General features: G+C 71.3%; 22 protein-coding genes. 10 read left to right on the top strand and 12 right to left on the bottom strand.

The features are described from left to right. The first annotated feature begins 6 nt into the window (after positions 1–6). From KZ829_RS18370 to KZ829_RS18360, 3 genes are read left to right on the top strand one after another with little or no spacing between them, the layout of a single operon-like run. A complete protein-coding gene (locus tag KZ829_RS18370; RefSeq protein ID WP_220145137.1) occupies positions 7–450 on the top strand; it encodes an MmpS family transport accessory protein in 444 nt (147 codons plus the stop codon). Positions 451–462: 12 nt separating this feature from the next. Next, positions 463–1,401: an alpha/beta fold hydrolase gene (locus tag KZ829_RS18365; RefSeq protein WP_308285554.1), complete on the top strand. Its 939-nt coding sequence runs from the start codon at positions 463–465 to the stop codon at positions 1,399–1,401. A 5-nt stretch (positions 1,402–1,406) separates the two neighbouring features. Beyond that, positions 1,407–2,495, top strand: a complete 1,089-nt coding sequence (locus KZ829_RS18360; RefSeq protein ID WP_308285553.1) for a helix-turn-helix transcriptional regulator — start codon at positions 1,407–1,409, stop codon at positions 2,493–2,495. Positions 2,496–3,007: 512 nt separating this feature from the next. On the opposite strand, the gene KZ829_RS18355 is transcribed toward KZ829_RS18360, so the two are convergent. Then, entirely contained in the window at positions 3,008–3,778 is a 771-nt protein-coding gene (locus KZ829_RS18355) for a class I SAM-dependent methyltransferase (protein WP_220145135.1), read from the bottom strand. A gap of 58 nt (positions 3,779–3,836) precedes the next feature. Then, entirely contained in the window at positions 3,837–4,358 is a 522-nt protein-coding gene (locus tag KZ829_RS18350) for an AhpC/TSA family protein (RefSeq protein ID WP_220145134.1), read from the bottom strand. A gap of 65 nt (positions 4,359–4,423) precedes the next feature. On the opposite strand from KZ829_RS18350, the gene KZ829_RS18345 reads away from it, so the two are divergent. Then, positions 4,424–5,035 (top strand): TetR/AcrR family transcriptional regulator, encoded by a 612-nt coding sequence (locus tag KZ829_RS18345; protein WP_220145133.1) that lies wholly within the window; start codon positions 4,424–4,426, stop codon positions 5,033–5,035. Here KZ829_RS18345 and KZ829_RS18340 read toward each other — a convergent pair. Next, entirely contained in the window at positions 5,022–5,438 is a 417-nt protein-coding gene (locus KZ829_RS18340) for a GNAT family acetyltransferase (protein ID WP_220145132.1), read from the bottom strand. The genes KZ829_RS18345 and KZ829_RS18340 overlap by 14 nt on opposite strands. Positions 5,439–5,870: 432 nt before the next feature. Between KZ829_RS18340 and KZ829_RS18335 the strand changes: the two genes are divergently transcribed. Next, positions 5,871–6,203: a hypothetical protein gene (locus KZ829_RS18335; RefSeq protein WP_246635835.1), complete on the top strand. Its 333-nt coding sequence runs from the start codon at positions 5,871–5,873 to the stop codon at positions 6,201–6,203. 268 nt (positions 6,204–6,471) lie between these two features. After that, on the top strand, positions 6,472–8,538 hold the full coding sequence (locus tag KZ829_RS18330) for an endo-1,4-beta-xylanase (protein WP_220145131.1): 2,067 nt from the start codon (positions 6,472–6,474) through the stop codon (positions 8,536–8,538). 49 nt (positions 8,539–8,587) lie between these two features. On the opposite strand, the gene KZ829_RS18325 is transcribed toward KZ829_RS18330, so the two are convergent. The 3 genes from KZ829_RS18325 to KZ829_RS18315 are packed head-to-tail and all read right to left on the bottom strand — an operon-like array spanning position 8,588 to position 10,273. After that, complete coding sequence (locus tag KZ829_RS18325) at positions 8,588–9,070, bottom strand: hypothetical protein (RefSeq protein WP_220145130.1); 483 nt, start codon at positions 9,068–9,070, stop codon at positions 8,588–8,590. A gap of 5 nt (positions 9,071–9,075) precedes the next feature. After that, complete coding sequence (locus KZ829_RS18320; RefSeq protein WP_220145129.1) at positions 9,076–9,738, bottom strand: hypothetical protein; 663 nt, start codon at positions 9,736–9,738, stop codon at positions 9,076–9,078. A 19-nt stretch (positions 9,739–9,757) separates the two neighbouring features. Further along, on the bottom strand, positions 9,758–10,273 hold the full coding sequence (locus tag KZ829_RS18315) for a TetR/AcrR family transcriptional regulator (RefSeq protein WP_220145128.1): 516 nt from the start codon (positions 10,271–10,273) through the stop codon (positions 9,758–9,760). A 123-nt stretch (positions 10,274–10,396) separates the two neighbouring features. On the opposite strand from KZ829_RS18315, the gene KZ829_RS18310 reads away from it, so the two are divergent. From KZ829_RS18310 to KZ829_RS18300, 3 genes are read left to right on the top strand one after another with little or no spacing between them, the layout of a single operon-like run. Continuing rightward, positions 10,397–11,332, top strand: coding sequence for a TIGR03564 family F420-dependent LLM class oxidoreductase (locus tag KZ829_RS18310; RefSeq protein WP_220145127.1), 936 nt, complete (start codon positions 10,397–10,399; stop codon positions 11,330–11,332). 21 nt (positions 11,333–11,353) lie between these two features. Further along, a complete protein-coding gene (locus KZ829_RS18305; protein ID WP_220145126.1) occupies positions 11,354–11,971 on the top strand; it encodes an MBL fold metallo-hydrolase in 618 nt (205 codons plus the stop codon). 34 nt (positions 11,972–12,005) lie between these two features. After that, complete coding sequence (locus KZ829_RS18300; protein ID WP_220145125.1) at positions 12,006–12,368, top strand: DoxX family protein; 363 nt, start codon at positions 12,006–12,008, stop codon at positions 12,366–12,368. A gap of 279 nt (positions 12,369–12,647) precedes the next feature. Here the strand turns inward: KZ829_RS18300 and KZ829_RS18295 are convergent, their stop codons facing one another. The 6 genes from KZ829_RS18295 to KZ829_RS18270 form a co-directional block, all read right to left on the bottom strand. After that, the gene (locus tag KZ829_RS18295; RefSeq protein WP_220145124.1) at positions 12,648–13,649 is read right to left on the bottom strand and encodes a hypothetical protein; all 1,002 of its coding nucleotides are present in this window, start codon (positions 13,647–13,649) and stop codon (positions 12,648–12,650) included. A gap of 105 nt (positions 13,650–13,754) precedes the next feature. Further along, entirely contained in the window at positions 13,755–17,078 is a 3,324-nt protein-coding gene (locus KZ829_RS18290; RefSeq protein ID WP_308285552.1) for a DUF4132 domain-containing protein, read from the bottom strand. Positions 17,079–17,341: 263 nt separating this feature from the next. Then, positions 17,342–17,944, bottom strand: coding sequence for a class I SAM-dependent methyltransferase (locus KZ829_RS18285; RefSeq protein WP_308285551.1), 603 nt, complete (start codon positions 17,942–17,944; stop codon positions 17,342–17,344). Between the two features lie 107 nt (positions 17,945–18,051). After that, positions 18,052–18,540, bottom strand: a complete 489-nt coding sequence (locus KZ829_RS18280; protein WP_220145122.1) for a peptide deformylase — start codon at positions 18,538–18,540, stop codon at positions 18,052–18,054. A 21-nt stretch (positions 18,541–18,561) separates the two neighbouring features. Beyond that, positions 18,562–19,086: a SigE family RNA polymerase sigma factor gene (locus KZ829_RS18275; protein ID WP_220145121.1), complete on the bottom strand. Its 525-nt coding sequence runs from the start codon at positions 19,084–19,086 to the stop codon at positions 18,562–18,564. 176 nt (positions 19,087–19,262) lie between these two features. Beyond that, entirely contained in the window at positions 19,263–20,462 is a 1,200-nt protein-coding gene (locus KZ829_RS18270; protein WP_220145370.1) for a chorismate-binding protein, read from the bottom strand. 119 nt (positions 20,463–20,581) lie between these two features. On the opposite strand from KZ829_RS18270, the gene KZ829_RS18265 reads away from it, so the two are divergent. After that, positions 20,582–20,782: a DUF5999 family protein gene (locus KZ829_RS18265; protein WP_183227848.1), complete on the top strand. Its 201-nt coding sequence runs from the start codon at positions 20,582–20,584 to the stop codon at positions 20,780–20,782. The last annotated feature ends 89 nt before the right edge of the window (positions 20,783–20,871 follow it).

Genomic DNA, 20,871 nt, shown 5'->3' with positions numbered 1-20,871 from the left:
GCGGCCGTGCGCAACCCCATCACCGCCATCACTCTCCTCGCCCTCGCCGGTGGTGGCCTCGCCTGCGGATTCGGCGGATCCTCCGAACAGGCGCCGCCACCGATCACGGCACCCAGCACACCCGAGCGGGTCTCCCTGCTGGAGGCGCCGGTCGAGGTGCTCTTCGAGGTGACCGGCAAGGGCGAGGCCGACATCACCTATGCGTACGAGTACGGCCAGACCCCCACCCGGCTGAGCGCCGAGACACCGTGGCGCACCACCACGACCCGCTCGCTCACCGAACCGGTCATGCTGGTCACCCTCACCGCACGCGCCACCGGCACCAGCACCGACACCACCATCGGCTGCCGGGTCACCATCGGCGGCAACGTCATCCTGGTCGAGAAGACCGCACACGGCCCGCGTGCCGAAGCCACCTGCTCCACAGTCCCCTCAGCATTGACGACATAAATCCAAGACGACATGTGTACGTGTGGACAACATGACCACATGACCGCATTGATTCATGTCGTCAACGATGGACCACCGGATGCACCGCCTCTACTGCTCATCCACGGTTCCGGAGCCTCCGGCGGATTCTGGGCACCGATGATCCCGGCACTCGCCGCACACCACCGCGTCATCCGGGTCGACCTGCCCGGACACGGCCGCTCGGCCATCGCATCTGCGGCCGGCCCACCCGCAGACAACCCCTCGGCCATCGCATCTTCTCCCGACCTACCCGGACACGGCCTCGTGCCCTCAGCCGGCCTGCCCGAACACGAGCGCTCGGCGGTCGCGTCCTCGTACGCCGTACCCCATCAAGCCGACCGCCTCGCCGAAACCCTCGACGCGAGCGGAACCCACCGCGTGGCCGTGGCGACGCACTCCAGCGGCGGCTACATCGCCACCGCCCTCGCCACCCGCCGGCCCGGCCTCATCAGCTCCCTCACCCTGATCAGCTGCGGCCCCACCATGGACGCGGCCCTGCCCGAACCGCCCATCCTGCGCCTACTGCTCGCCCCGCCGGCCGGACCGATCCTGTGGAAACTGCGCACCAGCACCCTGATCCGCCGCGGCATCGCCGCCACCTGCGCCCGCCCGATCGACCTTCCCGGCCACGTGATCGCCGACCTGCGCCGCGTCCGCTACCGAACGCTCCGTCAGGTCCTCGACAGCAACACCGCCTACCTGACCGAACGCGGCATCCCCGACCGGCTCGCTCCACTCGGCATCCCGGTCCAGGCCGTCTTCGGAGACGCCGATCCACGCTGGAATCCCGCCTCGGTCCAGCAGTACCGCGCCGTACCCGGCGCCCGCATCGATACCCTGCCCGGCGTCGGGCACATACCGATGCTGGAAGCCCCCGGCGAGACCGCCGACCTGCTGCTCGCCTTCACCACGGCACAGCGTTTAGCCTGACCACCGTGGCGGCCTTCGACTGGGCGGACGTGAACATCACCGTCCCGCGCACCCCACACCGCCTGCCCGGCATCCGCATGGCCGGCTTCAGCCACCGTGCGGCCCGGCCCATCGACCTCGCGATGATCGCCCACCCGGCCGTCACCCTGCTGTTCAACCTGGGTCCGGGCGAATTCACCGTCCATCTCGCCCCGAATGACCCCGCCACCACCCGCACCCCGGCCCGGCCAGAGCACGCCGGAGACCGAGCCGCGGCAGAGCAGGCGGTGGCCGCGGCGCCGGCTGGACTGGCCGTAGACCGGGCCGGACAGGCCATGGGCTTGGCCCCAGCAGACCAAGCCGTGAACCCGGTCCCAGCAGCACAGGCCATGGACCCAGTGCCGGCAACGCTGGCCATAGACCCAGTGCCGGCAAGACTGGCCGCGAGCCCGGTCCCAGCGGGACGGACCGTGGGCCCGGCGCCGGCCCCCGCCGGAAAGATCGTCGGCAGCGCCGTCATCGGACTTCTGCCGGGTGCCGTCCGCACCGCCGGAACGAACGGTGACCTACTGCAGATCCGCCTCGAACCGACCGTCGCGGCCGTTCTCCTGGGCCCCTGCACCGAACTCACCGGCATGGTGGCCGCCCTGCACGACGTCTGGGGCCACGACGCTGAAGCCCGCCTCCGCGCGGTCACCTCGTGGGAGGACCGTTTCGCGACGGCCGCCGACATCCTCGGCCGCCGACTCCACAGCGGGCGAACCGTCGATCGGGAGGTCACCCACGCCTGGCGGCGGATCCGCACCAGCCACGGCCGCATCCGGGTGGACGACCTGGCCGGCGAGGTCGGATGGAGCCGCCAGCGCCTGTGGTCCCGGTTCCGTTCCCAGCTCGGCGTCGTCCCCAAACGGGCCGCCCGGCTGGCCCGCTTCGACCTGGCCGCCCACCTGCTCGCCGCCGGGCACCCGATCGCCGACGTGGCGGCCCGGGCCGGCTACGCCGACCAGTCGCATCTGCATCGCGACGCCGGCGAGTTCACCGGTCTCACCCCCGCGGCCGTCGCCGCCGCGCCGTGGCTCGCCATCGACGACGTCACCTGGCCGGCTCCGGGATGATCCGGCCGACTAGCCATCGACGACACCGCCCCGGCGAGGTCTGATCCCGCCCCCTCGCCGCCGCTGGTTCATCCGGCGCACTCGCCGGCACCTATTTCACCGGTGCCCGCAGCGATCCGCCGCCCGTGAAACGCGGTCGCCTCGCCTGCCGGTAGCCGAGGCCATCCTGATGGAGAAGGCGGCTGGTGAAGAAGGCGGCCCGAAAGGCGGCCCGATCGGATCCGGCCCGGCCTTCACCCGCTTGGCCTGGCTCGGCACCGCCACCGCCTGCCCGAGGTAACCGCCCCCTTTCGACATGATCGCCACGCTGTTCTGGCTGCTCTACGAGGCGCCGTCGATCGGCTCCACCCAGGCATCCGGATCCGCCGGTTCGGAGATCAGTCGGCGAAGCCGACGCTGTGAGTTAGCGGGTTGCCGCACTTCCCCTAAACCATCCTAGGAAGACCTGGTCCTCCCTCCGGCCGGCGCCAATCAACATTGATCAACGTTGAATGCGGCTGCGGACGGAGTTCTCAGGCCGGGCGGACCGCGGTCACCAACCAGGCCGAACTCCGCAGACGGATCCCATCACCGGTGTGGAACCGCTGCGCCGCCACGGTCAGCGCGGCCGCCGCCACCGCACGCCGGGCGGTGAATTCCTCGGCCGGACCGGCGGTCAGGAAGCCACGGAAGGCGCCCCATTCACAGATGAACTCGGCAGCCGCCGCCGGGTCGGTGGCCAATGCGATCGTCGTCGCGACCGGCCGTACCGTGATGTCCTGCAATCCCGCGGCGCCCAGCACGGCAGTGAGATGCGCCGGATCGGAGAGCGCGAGCACCGCGTCCGCGCCCGGCGCGGCGGCGGCGACGAGGCCGGGCAGATCGTTGTCCTCGGGCGCTCCCACCGTGGCGATCGCGAGCCGCCCGCCGGGCCGCAACGCCCGGCCGATGTTGGTGAAGGCCGCCACCGGGTCGGCGAAGAACATGACCCCCATCCGGCTGATGGCCACATCGAATCCGCCATCGGGAAACGGATGGGTCTGCGCGTCGCCGACTTCGAAGGCGACGTGGTCGACGCCGGCGCTCAGCGCACGCGCACCGGCGACCATCGCCGGGCTGAGGTCGTTGCCCAGCACCCGGCCGGATCCGGCGAGGAGCGCGGCCGCCCGGGTCGTCGTGCCGTAGCCACATCCGACATCGAGCACCCGATCGCCCACAGTGATCCCCGCAGCGGCAAGCAGCGGTGCGGTGTAGCCGGCACTGACCACCTCGTACTGGTCGGCGTCCCGCTCGACGGCGCTCATCGAGCGAGCTCCAGGACCTCGTGGAAGGACCACTGGTCGGCGTCCCGCTCGACGGCGCTCATCGGGCCAGCTCCAGGACCTCGTCGACGGACCACTGGTCGTCGGCGTGGACGCCGTTCTTGCGGGCCACGATGTCGCCGCCCGGCGCGAACAGCAGGTCGGCGGGCAGTCCGAGCCGGCCGCCGGTGGGCTTGAGCGACGGCAGCTTCGCCCGGCCCCGCAGAAACTCGACGGTGCCGACCGTGACCGCCCGCACCACCGAGGAATACACCCGTGGATCGAGCAGCGAGCGCGCCGACGGCTCGGCGCCGAACCGGTGGTAGAGGCGCCGCTGCGGATCGGCGACCGCCGGGAACGGCAGATCGGTCACATGTGGCCGCAACTCGTCGGCCGCCGAGTGGAAGACGACCACCTCGAGGATGCCGGCGGACTCGATCTCGGCGTGGCGGCGGACGAACGACCGCAGATGCAGATGGCAGATCGGGCAGCCGGCGAAGCGGCGCAGCTGCAGGTGGACCATGCGGACCGGGTCCGGCACGGGGACGGGCGCGCCGTCCTGGACGGCGGTGAGCGACAGCATCTGGCCTCCATCGAATCGTAGGCGTACATCGTACGCTTACGATCGGACGGTACGCTATGCGCGCCATGCCGAGACCGCGCTCCCTCACCACCAGCCAACTGGCCGCCGCCGCGCTCACCGTCATCGACCGGGAGGGCCTCCACGCGCTCACCATGCGTGCGGTCGCCGCCGAGCTGGGCACCAGCACGATGGCGCTTTACCGGTACGTCGACGGCCGCGACCAACTGGAAGCCCTGGTCGTCGAACTGGTTCTGGCCGACGTCGACACCCGCCCACCCGGCGACGACACGCCGTGGCGCGACACCATCACCACGCTCGCCGAACGGGTACGGGTCGCCGTCAGCGCCCACCCGGCCGTCGTACCGCTGCTGATGACGCACCGGCACCGCTCACCGAGCCTGCTCCGCTGGTCGGAAACCGCTCTCCAGGTCCTCACCGCGGCCGGCCACACCGGACCGGCCCGCGTCACGGCGCTGCGCGCGATCACCGGCTACATGGTCGGAGTGCTCCAGTTGCAGCACCTCGGCCCACTGGCCGGGCCGGGCACGAAGGTGATCGCCGCGCAGAGCGACTTCCCGTTGATGGCGAGCACCGCCCGGGACGCGGCCGCGGTGACACCGGAGGCGGAGTTCGGCGCGGGACTGACCGCGCTGCTCAACGGCCTCAGTCCCGGCTGACCGGCGTACCCATCGGTTTGGTGCACAGCACGTCGGGACACGGCAGATAGCCGAGTTCCTGCCAGAACCGCAGCCCCGCCTCGTTGTCCGGCATCACCAGCAGATTGACCCGCGGGCACCCCAGCCGCACGAAACGTGCCTCCAGCTCCGCGACGAGCCGGGAGGCGAGACCCTGGCGGCGGTAGTCGGGATGAACGGCCAACCGCAGGATCCAGCCACGCCGCCCGTCGTAGGCGCCCATCACGACCCCGGCGATCCGCCGCCCGGTCTCGGCCACCAGGAACAACTCGGGGTCGCGAGCAAGTTTGGCCTCCAGCTCGGCGCGGGGCACGACCTCCCGCCCGGCCGACTCCCACACCCCGGTCACGGCGTCGTAGTCACGCCACTGGAACTGCCGGATCACCCTCTACCGCCTCCCCCTCGATGAAGCCCGGAGATGACGTGATCGACCGCACCACCGCCAGGGCTTCCTAGGATTCCAGTATGGAGGTCGTCTGTCAGCCGGTTACCGCACGCGGCGGGGTCTCCCGGACCTCCGGGCCGCCGGTCTCGAGCCGAGCGGTCCGACCCTGCTCGAGTTCGGCGCCGTGTCCCTGATGAGCGGCCGGCAGGAAACGGTGTCCTGCTCGGACGGCTCGGCCCGGGCCACTGAGACCGGCAACTCCACGACAACGGCCGTACTCATGCCGGCCGCGCTACGTCGCACCAGTATGTCCCGCAGCCTAGCCAGGTCGATATCAGCACTTTTCCTGGTTCCGAACCCCTGGCCCGGGGGTGCCGAAGCGGTCGAAGGATCATCAACCACTCAGCCGTGACGGGCGCCTACGATGTCGCGGTGAGCGACTTCCTGAGCCTGACACTGGCGCGCGTGCCCGCCGGGTTCGACCTGCCCGAGCCGTTGCGCCTGCTGTTCGAGTGGGTCGGTCAGCAGGGTTTCGTGGTCACCGGCCACGACGGAGATCTCTACGGCTCCATCAGCCGTGACGCCTGGGTGGGCACGCGTGTGGAGTTGCGCGGTTTCACCGCGGATCAGACGGCCTCGTACGCGGCCGCCTGGTTGGCTGGAACGCGGAGTTCGGCGCCCCGCCGCAACCGGCGGGCGAGGACCACGAGATCGCCAACGCGCCCTACCGCGATTGGCTGCGCCGGACTTTCGGCGAGCGGGTGACCATCCCGGAGACCGCACGGGAGATCGTGCCCGAACCCGCCGAGATGGGCGACCCCGGCACCCGTGATCCGTTCTGCCGCTGGGTCGACACCGTCCTGGACGCCGGGTAGCGGCGCCGGCCAATCCGGCTGCCGCCGCACGGCAGTGCGGGTGCGGGAGGCCGCGTGGCCCGGCGGCCAAGACGTCTGATTTGACGTCGTTGTAATGGGAGCGCTCCCATGCAACGATGTCGCTCTATCCCCGTCACGACCCCCCGAAGGAGCCGCGAATGCGCGCTCTCCCCCGGCTGGCCATAGCCGCCCTCCTGGTGGCGATCCCGGCGGCCGCCGTAACCGTCACCGTGGCCGCCCATGCGGCCGACGACCCCACCCCCATCACCGTCTTGACCAGCAACTTCGAGGACGGCACCGTCCAGGGCTGGTCCGGGCGGTCGGCCGAGACCGTCGCGCACAGCACCGCCCAGGCGCACGGCGGCACCGGCAGCCTGCTCGTCTCCGGGCGGACCGCGGCCTGGCAGGGGCCGTCGCTCGACGTGCTGGACACCTTCGAGAAGGGCACCGCCTACACGATCTCGGTGTGGGTCCGGATGTCCAGCGGCTCGGACAACGCCCGGCTGAGTGTGGAACGCCGCACCGGTGGCGTCGCCGCCTACGACCAGGTCGTCGGGAACACCGCGGTGACCAGCGGATCCTGGGTGAACCTGACCGGCCGGTACACGCTCGCCTCCGACGTCGAGTTCCTGCGCGTCTATGTGGAGACCTCGTCGACGACCGGCTCGTTCCATATCGACGACGTGACCGCCGGCTATGTGCCGGCGCTGCCGGTCCAGACCGGCATCCCGTCGGTGAAGGACGTGGTCACCGAGTTCCCGGTCGGCGCGGCGATCACCGGCGCGGAGATCGTGACCGAACACGGCCAGCTGCTCACCAAGCACTTCGACACCGTCACCCCGGGCAACGCGCTCAAGTGGGACGCCACCGAGCCGTCCGAGAACAATTTCACGTACGCCCAGGCGGACCCGCTGATGGCATACGCGAAGGCGAACGACCTGGCCGTCCGCGGCCACACCCTGGTCTGGCACAACCAGACACCGTCATGGGTGTTCACCGGGGCCGACGGTCAGCCGATGACCGCCACCGCCGAGGACAAGACGCTGCTGCTCGCCCGGCTGGAGAACCACATCCGCAACGTGGCCGCCCACTACGGCACCGACATCGGCGTGTGGGACGTCGTCAACGAGGTCATCGACGAGAGTCAGTCGGACGGCAACCGGCGCAGCAGCTGGTACAACGTGACCGGTCTCGACTACATCCGGACCGCGTTCCGGGTGGCACGTGAGGTGGCGCCGCACGCCAAGCTGTGTATCAACGACTACAACACCAACGTGGCGGCCAAGCGTGACCACCTGTTCAATCTGGTCAGCACACTCAAGGCCGAGGGTGTACCGATCGACTGCGTCGGCCACCAGATGCACATCAACGTGAACTGGCCGACCATCGCCGAGACTGAATCAATGTTGACGAAGTTCATTCCACTCAACATTGATCAGCAGATCACCGAGATGGACGTCAGCATCTACACGAGCAACAGTGAGAACTTCACGACCCCGCCCGCGGATCGTCTACTCAAGCAGGCATACGTCTACCGCGACATGTTCGCCCTGTTCCGCAAGTACCCGGGTGAGATCACCTCGGTGACGCTGTGGGGCCTGGCCGACGACAACACGTGGCTGGACACGTTCCCGGTGACCCGCAAGGACGCGCCGCTGCTGTTCGACACGCGGTTGCAGGCCAAGCAGGCGTACTGGGGTGTGGTCGACCCCAGCAAGATCGAGACCTCACCGTCGCCGAGTTCGCCCTCGGCCAGCGTCTCGACGAGCGTCAGCCCGTCGGCCAGCGTCTCGACGAGCGTCAGCCCGTCGGCCAGCGTTTCAGCCAGTGTCAGCCCGTCCGCCAGTGTCAGCCCGTCCGCCAGCGTCAGTCCCTCCGCCAGCGTCAGCCCGTCGACCGGCACGTCGTCGTGTGCCGTCACCTACCGGGTCACCGGTAGCTGGCCCGGCGGTTTCCAGGGCGAGGTCAAGATCGGCAACACCGGCCCGACACCGCTGACCGGCTGGAACCTGAACTGGCAGTTCACCGGCGGCCAGAAGGTCACCCAGTTGTGGGGCGGCTCGCCCGTCCAGACCGGCACCTCGGTCACGGTCACGAACGCGTCCTGGAACGGCAACGTCCCGGCCGGCGGCTCGACCACGTTCGGGTTCCTCGGCAGCTGGACCGGCGCCAACCCGGTCCCGGCCGCCTTCACCCTCAACGGCACCGCCTGCACGGTCCTCTGAGGTGACCGCTGCCCCCGGCTCGAGCCGGGGGCAGCGGGGCCATCCGGCTTCACGCCGGTGGCAACGGCCCGATCCCCAGCGCCTCGGCGAACGCGTAGATGCCGTCGCCGAACGGGCCGGGACTCTCCTCCAGGGCGGCCGCCAGCCGATCGGGGTCCCCGCCGCCGGCCCAGCGGATCAGCCCGGCGACGGCCTCGCTGTTGAGCGGCTCGAAGTCGTCCCCCGCCAGCTCTTTGACGATCTCCTCGTTGAGATAGAACTCGACCCGTTCCCCGACGGGATGCTCCGCCACCGCGAAGGCGCAGTCGCTGTCCACCACCCACATCGCGATGGCGGGCGCCGCCGTCTCCAGCGCCAGATCCGCCGCGAGCCGCCCGGGTGACGTGTCGTCGTTCTGCCCGAGGAAGCCGATCCGCCAGCCACCCACCCGCAGATGACCGCGCGCGACGACCAGCAGATCCTCGATGCACACCAGATCGTCGAGGCGGGTGTCACCGGTACGCGCGACGACGACCAGACCCGAGTACCCCATGCCGGTCAGCCCTTCCGTTCGGCGCGGCGCTGCTCGGCGTAGGCCAGTGCGGCCGCGTGGACCGAGTCCGGGTCGACGGCCTTCGGAGTCCCGATCAGCGCGCTGACCGCGCCGACGTCGCCGCGCTCGGCATCCCGGTAGAGCCGGATGACCTTCTCGCGCCACGTCCCGTCGGGCCAGCGGCCGGGCTTCCACTCCCCGGAGGCGAGCTGCTCGGCGCGGGCCCGCCTGACCCGTTCCCCGTCCTCGGCAACGGCGGCGAGCATCGCGTCGTAGTCGCCGAGCCAGCCCTTCAGCCGGGGAACGTTCGCCCTCGTCCAGGTCAGCACGACCTCGGCGGCACGGTCCGCGCCGGCCTCGTCGGCCAGCGAGAACCGGTGGTCATCGTCCTCCGCCACCAGGCGGTGCTCCCAGACACCGTGACGCGGTATGACGTCCAGGCGCGGATCCTCGTCATCCAGGAAATACCGAACGTACGGGCCGAGCAGCACCCCGGCGTTGACGAAGAACTCGACCTCCCCGTACATCGCGGTGGTCCGTTGAATGTCGAGGGCGATGCCGTTCCCGTCGGCGTCGAGATACCGGTAGACCGGCCCGCGGCGCACGAAGCCGTCGGGTGCCAGCCCGTCCTCGAGGAGATCGACGAACCTTCGCAGCAGGGGGTTCACGAGTCGGCACGCTATCGGATCATGGCAGTCCCCGGGTGACGAGGGTCAGCAGCCGGCCGAGGCGTCCCTGATCCCCCGGATGCCGCTCGCTCGCCCAGGCCACCGCGTTGACGACGGTCAACAGATCGTCCACATCGTCGCGGACCCCCGCACGCTGCGACAGGTCCCCGGCGACCGCCCGGATCCGGTCATGGCACTCGGCCAGCGCCGGATCCGCACCCAGCAACTCGGTCGCCACCAGCCCGCGCATCGCGGTCGCGTGCACCGCCACGGCCCGCAGCCAGATCCGCAGCGCCTCGCCCGGCGACGGATGGCCGAGCAGTTCACGCCCGTGATCGACGAGCGCCGCCACGTCCGCCGTGATGATCGCGACGAGCAGCGCCTGCGCCGACGGGAAGTGCCGGTAGAGGGTGCCCGGCCCGACCCCGGCCCGTTGCGCGATCTTGTTGAGCGAGGCGGCCGCACCGTGCGCGGTGAACTCCTCCCGCGCCGCGGCCAGCACCCGGTCGCGATTCTGCCGTGCGTCGCTTCTCATCCCGCTCTTCCCATCCGGAGAACCTCTCCGTATCGTACCGGAGAACCACTCCGGAACCATGACCCGGCGGCCGAGCGATCCGCTGGAGCCGGAGCACGCTGCCACCCTGCCAGGAGAACACGCATGGACATCAGCATCATGATCGGTGACGTACGGGGCCCGGCGACCGCCGCCGACCTGAAAGACCAGGTCACCGCCGCCGACGGTCTCGGCGTGTGGGCGGCGCAGGCCCTCGGGTGGGACGCCCTCACCGCTCTCGTCGTCGCCGGCACCCACGCGCCCGGCATCCGCCTCGGCACCGCGGTCGTCCCGGTCCGGCAACGACATCCGTTACTGCTGGCCGGGCAAGCGCTCTCCGTCCAGGCCGCCACCGGCAACCGCCTCACCCTCGGCATCGGCGCCGGCATCGGCGCGATGACCGGCGGCATGTTCGGCCTCCCCACCGACCAACCCGTCCGCTACCTGCGCGAATACCTGTCCATCCTGCTGCCGCTCCTGCGCGGCGAGCCGGTCACCCACACCGGTCGGTTCCTGACCAGCATCGGTACGGTCGAACTGCCGGCAACCGCACCCCCTCCGGTCCTGCTGGCCGCCCTCGGCCCGGCGATGCTGCGCCTGGCCGGATCGTCCACCGACGGCGCGATCACGTGGATGACCGGTCCCCGGACACTGGAGTCGCACGTCGTACCCCTGATCCGCGAAGCGGCCCCCGCGCCCCCGCGCATCGTCGCGGGCCTGCCGGTCTGCGTCACCGGCGACGAGGCCGGCGCACGCTCCCGCATCACGGAGCGTTTCGGCATGGCCGGCCAGGTCCCCGAGTACCGCGCGGTCCTCGACCGCGAGGGCGTGACCGGCCCCGCCGACGTCGCGGTCGTCGGCGACGAGGAGACGGTGGCGCGGGCCGTCCAGCGCCTCGAGGACACCGGCATCACCGAGTTCGCCGCGGCCCCGTTCGGCGATCCGGCCGAGCAGCGACGGACCACCACGCTGCTGCGCGATCTCGCCAGCGCCCGTCCGGTGGCTCACCCAGAGGCGAGACGAGGTCCGGATGCTCGCTGACAGCGGGCATAGGGTGAGGCGATGCGACTGACCAAATTCACCCACGCCTGTGTCCGGATCGCGAACGGCGATCGTCGCCTGTTGATCGATCCGGGTGTGTGGACCGAGGCGGAGGCGTTCGACGGGGTCACCGACATATTGATCACCCATGAACATGACGACCATGTTGACGCCGAACGCATCAACGAGTTGACGGCAACACGTGAACTGCAGATCTTCGCGCCGGAGCCGGTGCGGGCACTGCTGCCCACCGCCACGGTGGTCGGCGCCGGCGACGAGTTCAAGGCCGCCGGCTTCCAGGTGACCGCGGTCGGCGGGCAGCATGCCGAGATCATCGACGGACTGCCCGGATGCGCCAACCTCGGCTATGTCGTGGACGGCGTCTACCACCCCGGCGACTCGTACTTCGTACCGGAAACGCTCGTCACCACCCTGCTGGTGCCGGCCGCGGCGCCGTGGGCGAAGCACCGCGAGGCCATCGAGATGACCCGGGCGATCGCGCCGCTGCGTGCCTTCCCGATCCATGACCGGATGCTGTCCACCGACGTCGGTTTCGCCAACTTCGACGCCTGGATGGATGCCAAGAGCGAGACGACGTACGCCCGGATCGCCCTGGGTGAGTCCGACGACCTCTCCTGATCACCGGAACGTAGCCGGCACGTAGGGTGTCTCGGTGACCGACGGACACCTACTACTGCTCCCCCTGCTCGCCGGCCTGTTCCTCATCTGGCAGGCGTCGGTGCAGCTACGGATGCCGGCCGACCATGTGAAGGAGCTGGACGTCCCCGGCCGCTACGGCTACCCGGAGTGGCTGTGGCGCCCGTTCGCGGCGGTCCAGTTGGGCGCCGCGGTGTGCCTGCTGATCGGCACGGTCCGCCGGCCGGTGGGTCTGGCCGCCGCGTCGGTGCTGGTGGTCCTGTTCCTGGCGGAGACCGCGGCCCGGCTGACCACCCGCACCTGGCGCAGCGCCGTGATCCCCGGCGTCTTCCTGCTGCTGCCGCTGACCGCTTTCGCCAGCCTCTCCGCCACCGCATAGGTCTGCCCGATCCGCGGAACGAACCCCCGGCTGATGCAGGGCGTCCAGCGGGCGACGACGGCCCAGGCGCTGGACACCTCCTGAACGACCGTCTCCCGCGATCTCCGCCGGTGTTTCCATCGCCTTGGGCTCCGGGCTGGAGACGAACCGCGCCCCCGGCTGGATCAGCGCCGCCAGCTCACGGGCGGCCGCCCGGCCCGCCGCGCCTCAACCGCCACAGCTCCGCCGGAACGCCCGGGTCGATCTCCGGCATCGCGTGCCGCACGAGCAGAATCCGGCTCACCGGCCCGGGGCGGTAGCCGGGCGGCTGGAGGCGAAAGCCCACAGGATGCGGCCGAGGATCAGGCCGATCGGGATCGCCACCAGGATGAGGACGACGTCCTCGTCGGCGGTGTTGACCGGCGGATTGGCGGCGAGCGCGGTGAACGGCGCTCCGATCCGCAGCACGATGGTCGCCAGCGTGAGCGGCAGCCACGACACCGGCAGCACGAGCGCGGCGATCACCGCCACCGGCGTGTGGTCGTCCCGGCGGAGGGCGATCGCGGCGACGATCACCACGAGCAGCACCGTGAAGGCGTAGGCCCCGATCACACGGCCCGCCGAGGGCTGCGGGGAGACGTATCGGAGCAACCACGGCACCGTCGTGAGGAGAACACCGACCGCGACCCGGGTCGGGCTCACGACGGCGGCAGCGCGCACGGCGGCGGCGACCGCGACCGATGCGAGCAGGGAACCGACCGCCGCGCTGCCCAGGTGGAGGGCCACCTCGATGTCGGTCGGCGACTCGGTGATCGTCACCAACCCGGACGCGACCGCCGCGACGGTCGCCGTGGTGAGCAGCGTCCCCGTGCGGGGCATCCGGGAGACCGCGCGGACGGCGGCGCAGCCGGCGAGCGACACCACCGCCGCACCGATCGCGAGCCGCATCGTGCCGGAGTCCTGGTCGATCCGGTCGAGGCCGAGGTCGGCGCCAAACCACAGCAACCCTCCGGCCCACACGGCGCGGGTGGCCCGGCGGTCGCCACGGGCGCACACGATCACCATCAGGATCAGGGCGATCAGCGCACCCCAGCGAAGCTCGCGGGCCCAATAGGTGTTGTTCTCACCGTAGGCGTCCGGGCCTTCCGGCTCGCTCAGCGGCTGGAGGATGGTCACACCGACCGCCCACATCGCGGCCGAAACGGCCGCGAGTGACAGCAGCACGGCCCGTTCCACCATGGTCCGCCGGCCGGCGCGTCCGGCGGCGGCATCAGCGACGATGAGGCGATCCCGGAGTCCCATGGCGGCACACGCTACCGAAGTTCAAGATCGGCAACGAGCCGTGGCCGTCACGGGCGCCGGCGGCCACGGCTGGTGACGAGCCGGGGCCCACGCGGGCACCGGCGGTCAGGTGGTGATGTCCGTCAGGTCGCGCAGCACCTCGGACGCGAGGACCGGGTCCAAACCGGCCAGTGGCAGGGTCTGCTCCTCGGTGAGGTGCCATCCGCTGGCGCCGCCGTCGTGCAGGTAGACCGCGACCAGTTTCTGCTCGGCGTCGTAGCCGACCTGGCCGACGATGCCCGGATCGAGGTCGACGGACAGGACCTGCCCCGGGCCGGCGATCCGGTCGAAGCCCGGCTGGATTCCGGCGTTCGCCGCCTCCTGCCGGCTCCAGCCCCGCCGGTCCAACATGATCACCTTGGTGGTCGGCACGGTCACGCCTTCGAACCGCTCCAGCCGCCCGGTGGCCGCCTCCTGCTCGGTGAGCGTGTACACCGGCCGCCCGAGCTGGGGGAACGGCTGCATGATCTCGTAGTCGGCGAACACCTCCGCCCATCGGGACGTGTCGGCGCCCAGCCGGACCGGGTGGGCGATGCCGACCACGTCGTCGTCGCCCAGGTCGACGGGTTCGTCGTCGACGTCGGCGAGGCTGCGGTCCTCGGCGATCCGCAACGCGCCGAGCATCGCGCCGTCGTCGCCGAAGCGGGCCCAGACGAGCCGCCGCCCGATGTGCCACATCAGCGGGTGCCGGACGAACAGCCGCCGGAACTCCGCCCCGGTCCAGCGCCGGCCGGTGACCATCGCCTGTTCCAGCCGCTTGACCTGCTCGGCGGAGATCTTGCGGACGTCCCGCTTCAGGACGGAGAACCGCCGGTAGGCCGCCTCGGCGAGCTCCGCGTCGTCCCGTGCCCCGGGTTTGGGCAGCGCCTTCAGCCGCTTGCCGTCCACACCTGCCACGAACGGCCGCAACTGCTCGTCGAACCCGACCACGAACTGCCGCGGCCCGTAGTCCAGCCGCAGGCTGCCGTCGGCGTCCAGCCCGAAGTCGGGGACCAACCGGTCGGCCAGCTGCTCGGCGCTGAGCCCGAGCGCCTCGGCGACCTCGGCGATCCGCGCGGTCGCGGCCTTGCGCAGCGGCGTGGACTTCGCCTTCTGCGAGATCCGGTGCACCTGCATGAGCGCCTCGTCGGTGCCGATGCCGACCAGCACGGACAGCCCGGAGACCGCGGCCGCGGTGCGGCCCTCGGTGGGCCAGGCCATGATCAGTGGGGTGAGTCGCCGGGCGGTCTCGTCGTCGCCGGTCAGCGCGACCGCGTCGTACACCCAGCCGTCCTTGGCGACGCCCCCGGCGGCCTGCCACAACTCGAACAGCGCCCACCCGAACTCGGCGAGATCGGTCGGCTCGACGGCCTGCCGGACGAGCTCCAGACCGGCGTAGGGATCGTCCGGGCGGGAGATCATCAGCATCAGGACCAGGTTGGCGACGGCCTCGGCGGGCAGCGCCCCGGACCCGTCACGCAGCCGGACCGGCGGCAGCACGCCGGGCGCCGCCCACTCCGGCGCGGTCGGCATCCGGCTCGGGAGTGCCGTCAGCGGATCGGCGAGGAACAGCGCCTCCACCCCGGCGGCGGCCTCGGAGCCGTATCCGGCGGCGGCCGCCCGGACCTGCTCAGCATGACCGTGACCGTGCAGCAGGAGCAGGGCGCGCTCGGCCTGCCTGCGGGCCGTGCCGGCTCGGCCCAGCGCCGCCGGGATCAGCGCACGGGCGGCCGCTGCGGGATGACGCACCAGCCACCGCTGGGCGAGGCGGCGCATCGACTTGAGCCGCGCCGACCAGTCGGCCATCAGCACCGCCACCTCCGGCGACGTGAACGGCATCAGCCGGGGACCGTAGTCGGCGGGCGTCGCCCTGGCCAGCGTCAGCACGGCCGGCAGCACGTCGGTCCCGAGGCGGGCCGCGGCGACCGCGATCCACCGGTCCGAGTCCCAGTTGACGCGCGGCTGCCACCGGGCGAGCGTCGTGCGGGCGATCTCCTCAGGCGCCCGGGTGAACAGGAGGCCCGGGGCGTCGTCCCACCTGTCGGTGCCCGTGATCACCTGCTCCGCCGTGGCGGGCCAGTCGGTCGCGAGATCGTCGCGGTACCACAGATCAGTTTCCGCCCACTCCTGCCGCTCACCCGGAAGCCAGCTCACCGCAGGCGCGTCGGCGCAGGTCAGCCCGGCGACCACCGGCGGCTTGGCGGCCTTCTTACGGTTCCGCCAGGGCGGGTCGACCAGCACCGGCGGCACCGCGGACAGTGGAGCGGTCACCACCTCACCCCAGGCTTCCACGATGGCCCGCACCCGCCCGGCGGCCGCTGGGCTGAGCAGCGGCATGACCTGATCGACGAGGCCGGGGTGGCGGCCCACGTGCGAGCGCAGCAGCTCGTCGTCCTCCTCGGCGAAGATCCGCATGGCACGGGCGGGGAACCGCTCGGCCGCCTCCAGCAGTGCCGCCCGGACCGGCCGTGAACCGGAACGGGCCTGCAGGCCGCGCATGACGTCATCGCCCGGCAACGCCGCCAGCACGGAGAGAACGCGCTGTTCGGCGCCACGATCGGCGTAGCGCGGGAATCCCGGGTCGACCCAGTCGAACAGGGTCGGCGCGACGGCGACACCGACGCCGTCGACAAGGGTGAGCACCAGTTCCCTGTCGAATTTCTGCTCCTGGAGACCGACCAGGTCGGCGAGCCGGGTCACCTGCTTCGGTGTCCGCGCCGCGTAGAGCAGCATCGCGCAGCGGCGGCGGTCGTCGGCGTCCACCGCTTCGGTCACGTCCTCCTCCACCCAGTCCGGTCGCTGAACCAGCACCGAGCAGGCGGCCCGGGCGAACAGCCAACCGGAGCGGAAGGTCGCCAGCGCGGTGACGACCTGGTCGAACTCGGGCTGCGGCGCGCTGGCGAGCGCCGCTCGGACCCGCAACAGCACCGCCGGGCCGGGCGGCGCGTCATCGAGAAGGGCGGTCTGCGGGCGGCGCCGAATCCCGGGATCGGCCGTGGGGGCATGCCGCCACTCGAGTGGCAGCCTGTCGTCGATGATCAGCAGCGATGCCATCTCGACCGCCGCGAGCGCCGCGAACCGCAGCCCGTGCTCACTGATCCACACGTCGGCCAGCGCGGCCTCGTCGGCGGCGTCACGCGCCGCGATCGCCGCGACGGCGGCGGCCCCGACCGGGACGGCGGCCCCGGCCAGCCACTCCGCTGCCGCCGCCCGGAACGCCTCCGGTGTGGAGGGGGCGGCGAGGACCTGGCTCATCCGGTGCTGTCGCTCGGCGAGCATCCGGTCGACCCGGGCGCGCGCCTGCGGATCGGCTACGAACGGCCGCACCCGGGCGCCGCCGCGACGCGGATGCAGGTGCTCCAGCCAGGCTTCCGGCAGGATGAGACTGTCCTCTGTTCCCGTGTTCTCCACGCCGCGCAACCTACCGACGGGGTACGACAAGAATCGTCGGCCCGCGATGTCCCGGCTCTCGCATGGCGGCGGTTCCGCTGGTGGACCGCGAAGCACAGGATGCCGGCGACGGTCCGGTAGGAAGCGGCCGCCGCTGATTCCAGGATCAGGCGGCCGGTGCGACAGGGGCCGGGGGCCGGCTCGAACGCGGGATCCGGAAGTCTGAGGGCCGGAGGTTCGGCGCGGCCGCGGAAGGCCCGGCCACCGTTGGCCGGGCAGTCCGGTCAGCGGGTGAAGAGGGCCTGCCAGCGGGTCGGCAGGGTGGTCCCGGCAGCGTCCACCTGGGTGATCGAAACCGGCCGCAGCCCGTCGACCGCGAACCCGTCGATCTCGGCCCGGGTGAGCGGCCACGGCGGCCCGGACCCGTCGCTGTCCACCCGGCTGGTGGCCGCCGCGAGCACGACCAGCAACCCACCGGGCGCAACGAACATGCCCGGCACGGCGATCGCCCGGGCCCGGATGTCGGCTGGCAGGGCCTGCACGTTGTTGCTCTCCAGGACCAGGTCGAACCCGTGCCGCCAGGCCGCGGGCGGGGAGAGCAGGTCGGCGACGGCGTAGGAGACGGGGCTCGACGGATGCCGGGCACGAGCCAGGTCGATGGCGGTGGCCGAGATGTCGAAAGCGGTCACCGCATATCCCAGGGCGCCCAGGTACTCGGCGTCCCGCCCGGGTCCGCAGCCGACTACCAGGGCACGCCGCCCGTCCCCGGCGGGCAGGTCGAGCGCCCGCAGGTGGGCGCTGGGTGCGGCCACGTCCCAGGGCACTTCGGCTCGCCCGTCGCGCGCTTCGGCGTACAGATGCTCGAACCAGCCGGTGGGATCACCCACCGCAAGGGATGCGGCAGCCAGGCGCCGGGCGTCTCCCGCCGAAGGCGATGATGAAGGCGATGACGAGGGCAGGGGATCCCCGTCCGCGGCGGAAGCGTCGGCGGCCGTCATCGGGGAACGGCGCGGCGCAGCTCGCGCAGGGCCTGGCGGCGCACGTCGCCGGTGAGGGTGTCGATGTAGAGGCGGCCGTCGAGGTGGTCGGTCTCGTGCTGGAGTGCCCGGGCCAGGAAGCCGGTGCCCTCGATGACGAGTGGTTCGCCGTGCTGGTCGAAGCCGTGGCAGACGACGGATTCGGAGCGGCGGGTGTCGAAGCCCATGCCGGGAAGCGACAGGCAGCCCTCCTCGTCGGTCTGCTCGCCGGCGAAGTCGCTGAGCACCGGGTTGACCACGTGGCCGACCCGGCCGCCGACGTTGTACGAGAACACCCGCAGGCCGACGCCGATCTGTGGGGCGGCGACGCCGGCGCGGCCGGGTTCGCGGACGGTGTCCTCCAGGTCCTGGACGAGTTCGCGCAGTGCCGCGTCGAAGGTGGTGACGTGGTCGGCGGGTGTGCGCAGAACCGGGTCACCGAAGAGCCGAATAGGCCTGACTGTCATGCCTCAGAGGCTATCTGGTCGTTACGTGAAAAGGACGGGCCGGTCGTTGACCAGCATCTGCCGGAGTTTGATGAGCGACCGCCGGGTCTGGCTCTTGACCACGGTGACGGGCACTCCGAGTTCCTGGGCGACCTGTTCCACACTGTGGTCGGCGAAGTAGCGCAACATGACGATGGCGCGGTCGCGGGCGGGCAGGCGGGCAAGCGCGCCGAGCATGGTGAGCCGCAGTTCGGGGCTCATCGAGTAGGCGGGTTCGCGCAGTTCGCCGGGGACGGCCTCGGTGGAGCTGCGGCGGCGCCGGTGGTCGAGGTAGACGCGCAGGAGCACCCGCTGGGCGTACGCGATGAGGTTGTCGCTGTCGACGGCCCGGTCCCAGCTGAGGAACAGCTTGGTGAGGGTGGTCTGGGTGAGGTCCTGGGCCAGGTGCCAGTCCCGGCACAGCTGGAAGGCGCTGCTGTGCAGCCGGGGCGTGCTGGCGTGGGCGAATCCCGCGAAGTCCACCCGGAGGTGGATGCCGGAGACCGGTGGATCAAGGGTGTCGAGCATGACCGCGATGTCGCCTCTCTGCAGCCACCACGGCACTTCCTTGTGCCATTGTGGACCGCCTCGGTGCCGCGCGTGCGTCAAATTACGCGCTCAGCCCCCTTCCGTGGGGGCGGATGCCGACAGTGGCACGCAATAGGTAGAGGCGGCTCGGAGAGAGCTTGGAGGAGGCTGTGGGGTCAGGCGCCGCGCAGGGCGGCCCGCAGCGGTCCGGCTTTGGCGGCGGCTTCGGCGACCTCGTCGGCCGGATCGCTGTCGATGGTGATGCCGCCGCCGGCCCAGGCGTGGACGCGGCGGCCGTCGACGGTGACGGTGCGGATGCTCAGGCCGAGATCGAGGTGGTCGTGGCCGAGCCAGCCGAGGGCGCCCATGCTGACGCCGCGGCCGACCGGTTCGAGGGCGGCGATCTGGGCGAGGGCGGCGAGCTTGGGGGCGCCGGTGACGCTGCCGCCGGGGCAGACGGCCCGCAGCAGGGCGGCCAGGTCCACGTCGCCGTCGAGCGGGGCGGAGACGACGGATTCGGCCTGCCAGAGACCCACCCATCGGCGTACGGCGAACAGCTCGTCCACCCGCACCGGCCCGGTCCCGGGCAGCCGGGCGAGGTCGTTGCGTTCCAGGTCGACGATCATGACGTGCTCGGCGCGTTCCTTGGCGGAGGCGAGCAGTTCGAAGCGGCCGGCGTCGGTGGCGGGGCGGGTGCCCTTGATCGGGCGGGTGATGACCCGGCCGTGGCGGACCTCGACGAGGGTCTCCGGGGAGGCGGTGGCCATGGCCCAGCCGTCGCCGGCCAGGACGCCGCCGTAGCGGGCGCCGGGCAGTCCCGCGACGCGGCGCAGGGCGGGCCCGGGGTCCCCGGTGTACGGCGCCGACGCGTGCCCCACGACGTTGACCTGATAGACGTCGCCGCGGGCGATGGCGGCCCGGACCTGGTCGATGGCGTGGGCGTGGTCGGCGCGGCTCCAGCTGTCCCGCCACGGGCCGAGCGACCATCCCTTAGAAGGGGAAAAATCCGTCTGAGAGGCGGAATGTCGGTATACAACGGCGTAAACATCGGGAATGCTGGGCACTGGCGAGGGGGCGCCGACCACTCCCCCAGCCATCACGCATCCGGCATCCGCCGACACGTAGAGTGCTGCCCCGCAAACTGCACCATCGCCGATCGTCTTCTTTTTGTCACCCGTTCGGCCAAGATTCCGCACCGGTAGTCCGTTGCCGTCGAGGAACGCGGCAAGAAGCTCGGCAGGGTCACCGGGATCACCCCGATGCCATCGAAAAGCGCTCAACACGTCATGACGTGCACCGCAGTCCGCCGGAGCGCCCGGTGGCGCCCCGAACGGAGGTAGCGGAGAGTGGTCAACAACGCCGCCGCCGTGGAACATCGGAGCCGAGGACGCGGACACGGACGCCGTCACCGGGTTGAACCGCTGTCGTTCGATGTGAGGTAACGTTCGTCACCGCGTTTGTGAACCTTCACACAACCCCCAACGGAGATCCACCGATGTGCCAGCACCTGAACCCATGTCCCCCCGCCGACGCTACCGACCGTGAGGCCGCACTCATCATCGCGACCTTCCGGGAGCAGGGCTGGAGCCTGCTCTGCAACGGCGTCATCATCTTCGAGGACACCGGCGAGCTGCTGCCGGACGGCACCATGATCGAGCCGCACCGCGGCCCGGCGGTGCACGCCCTGGCGGCGTGACCCATCACTGAACACGCGACGCAGCGTAATCAATCGACGACTACGAAGGCGGCGCAGGCCGCGATCAGCGACGACCGCGACCTGCGCGA

The sequence above is a fragment of the Actinoplanes hulinensis genome (assembly GCF_019429605.1).
Classification (GTDB): domain Bacteria; phylum Actinomycetota; class Actinomycetes; order Mycobacteriales; family Micromonosporaceae; genus Actinoplanes; species Actinoplanes campanulatus.
This window is presented reverse-complemented; position numbering and strand designations above follow the sequence as displayed.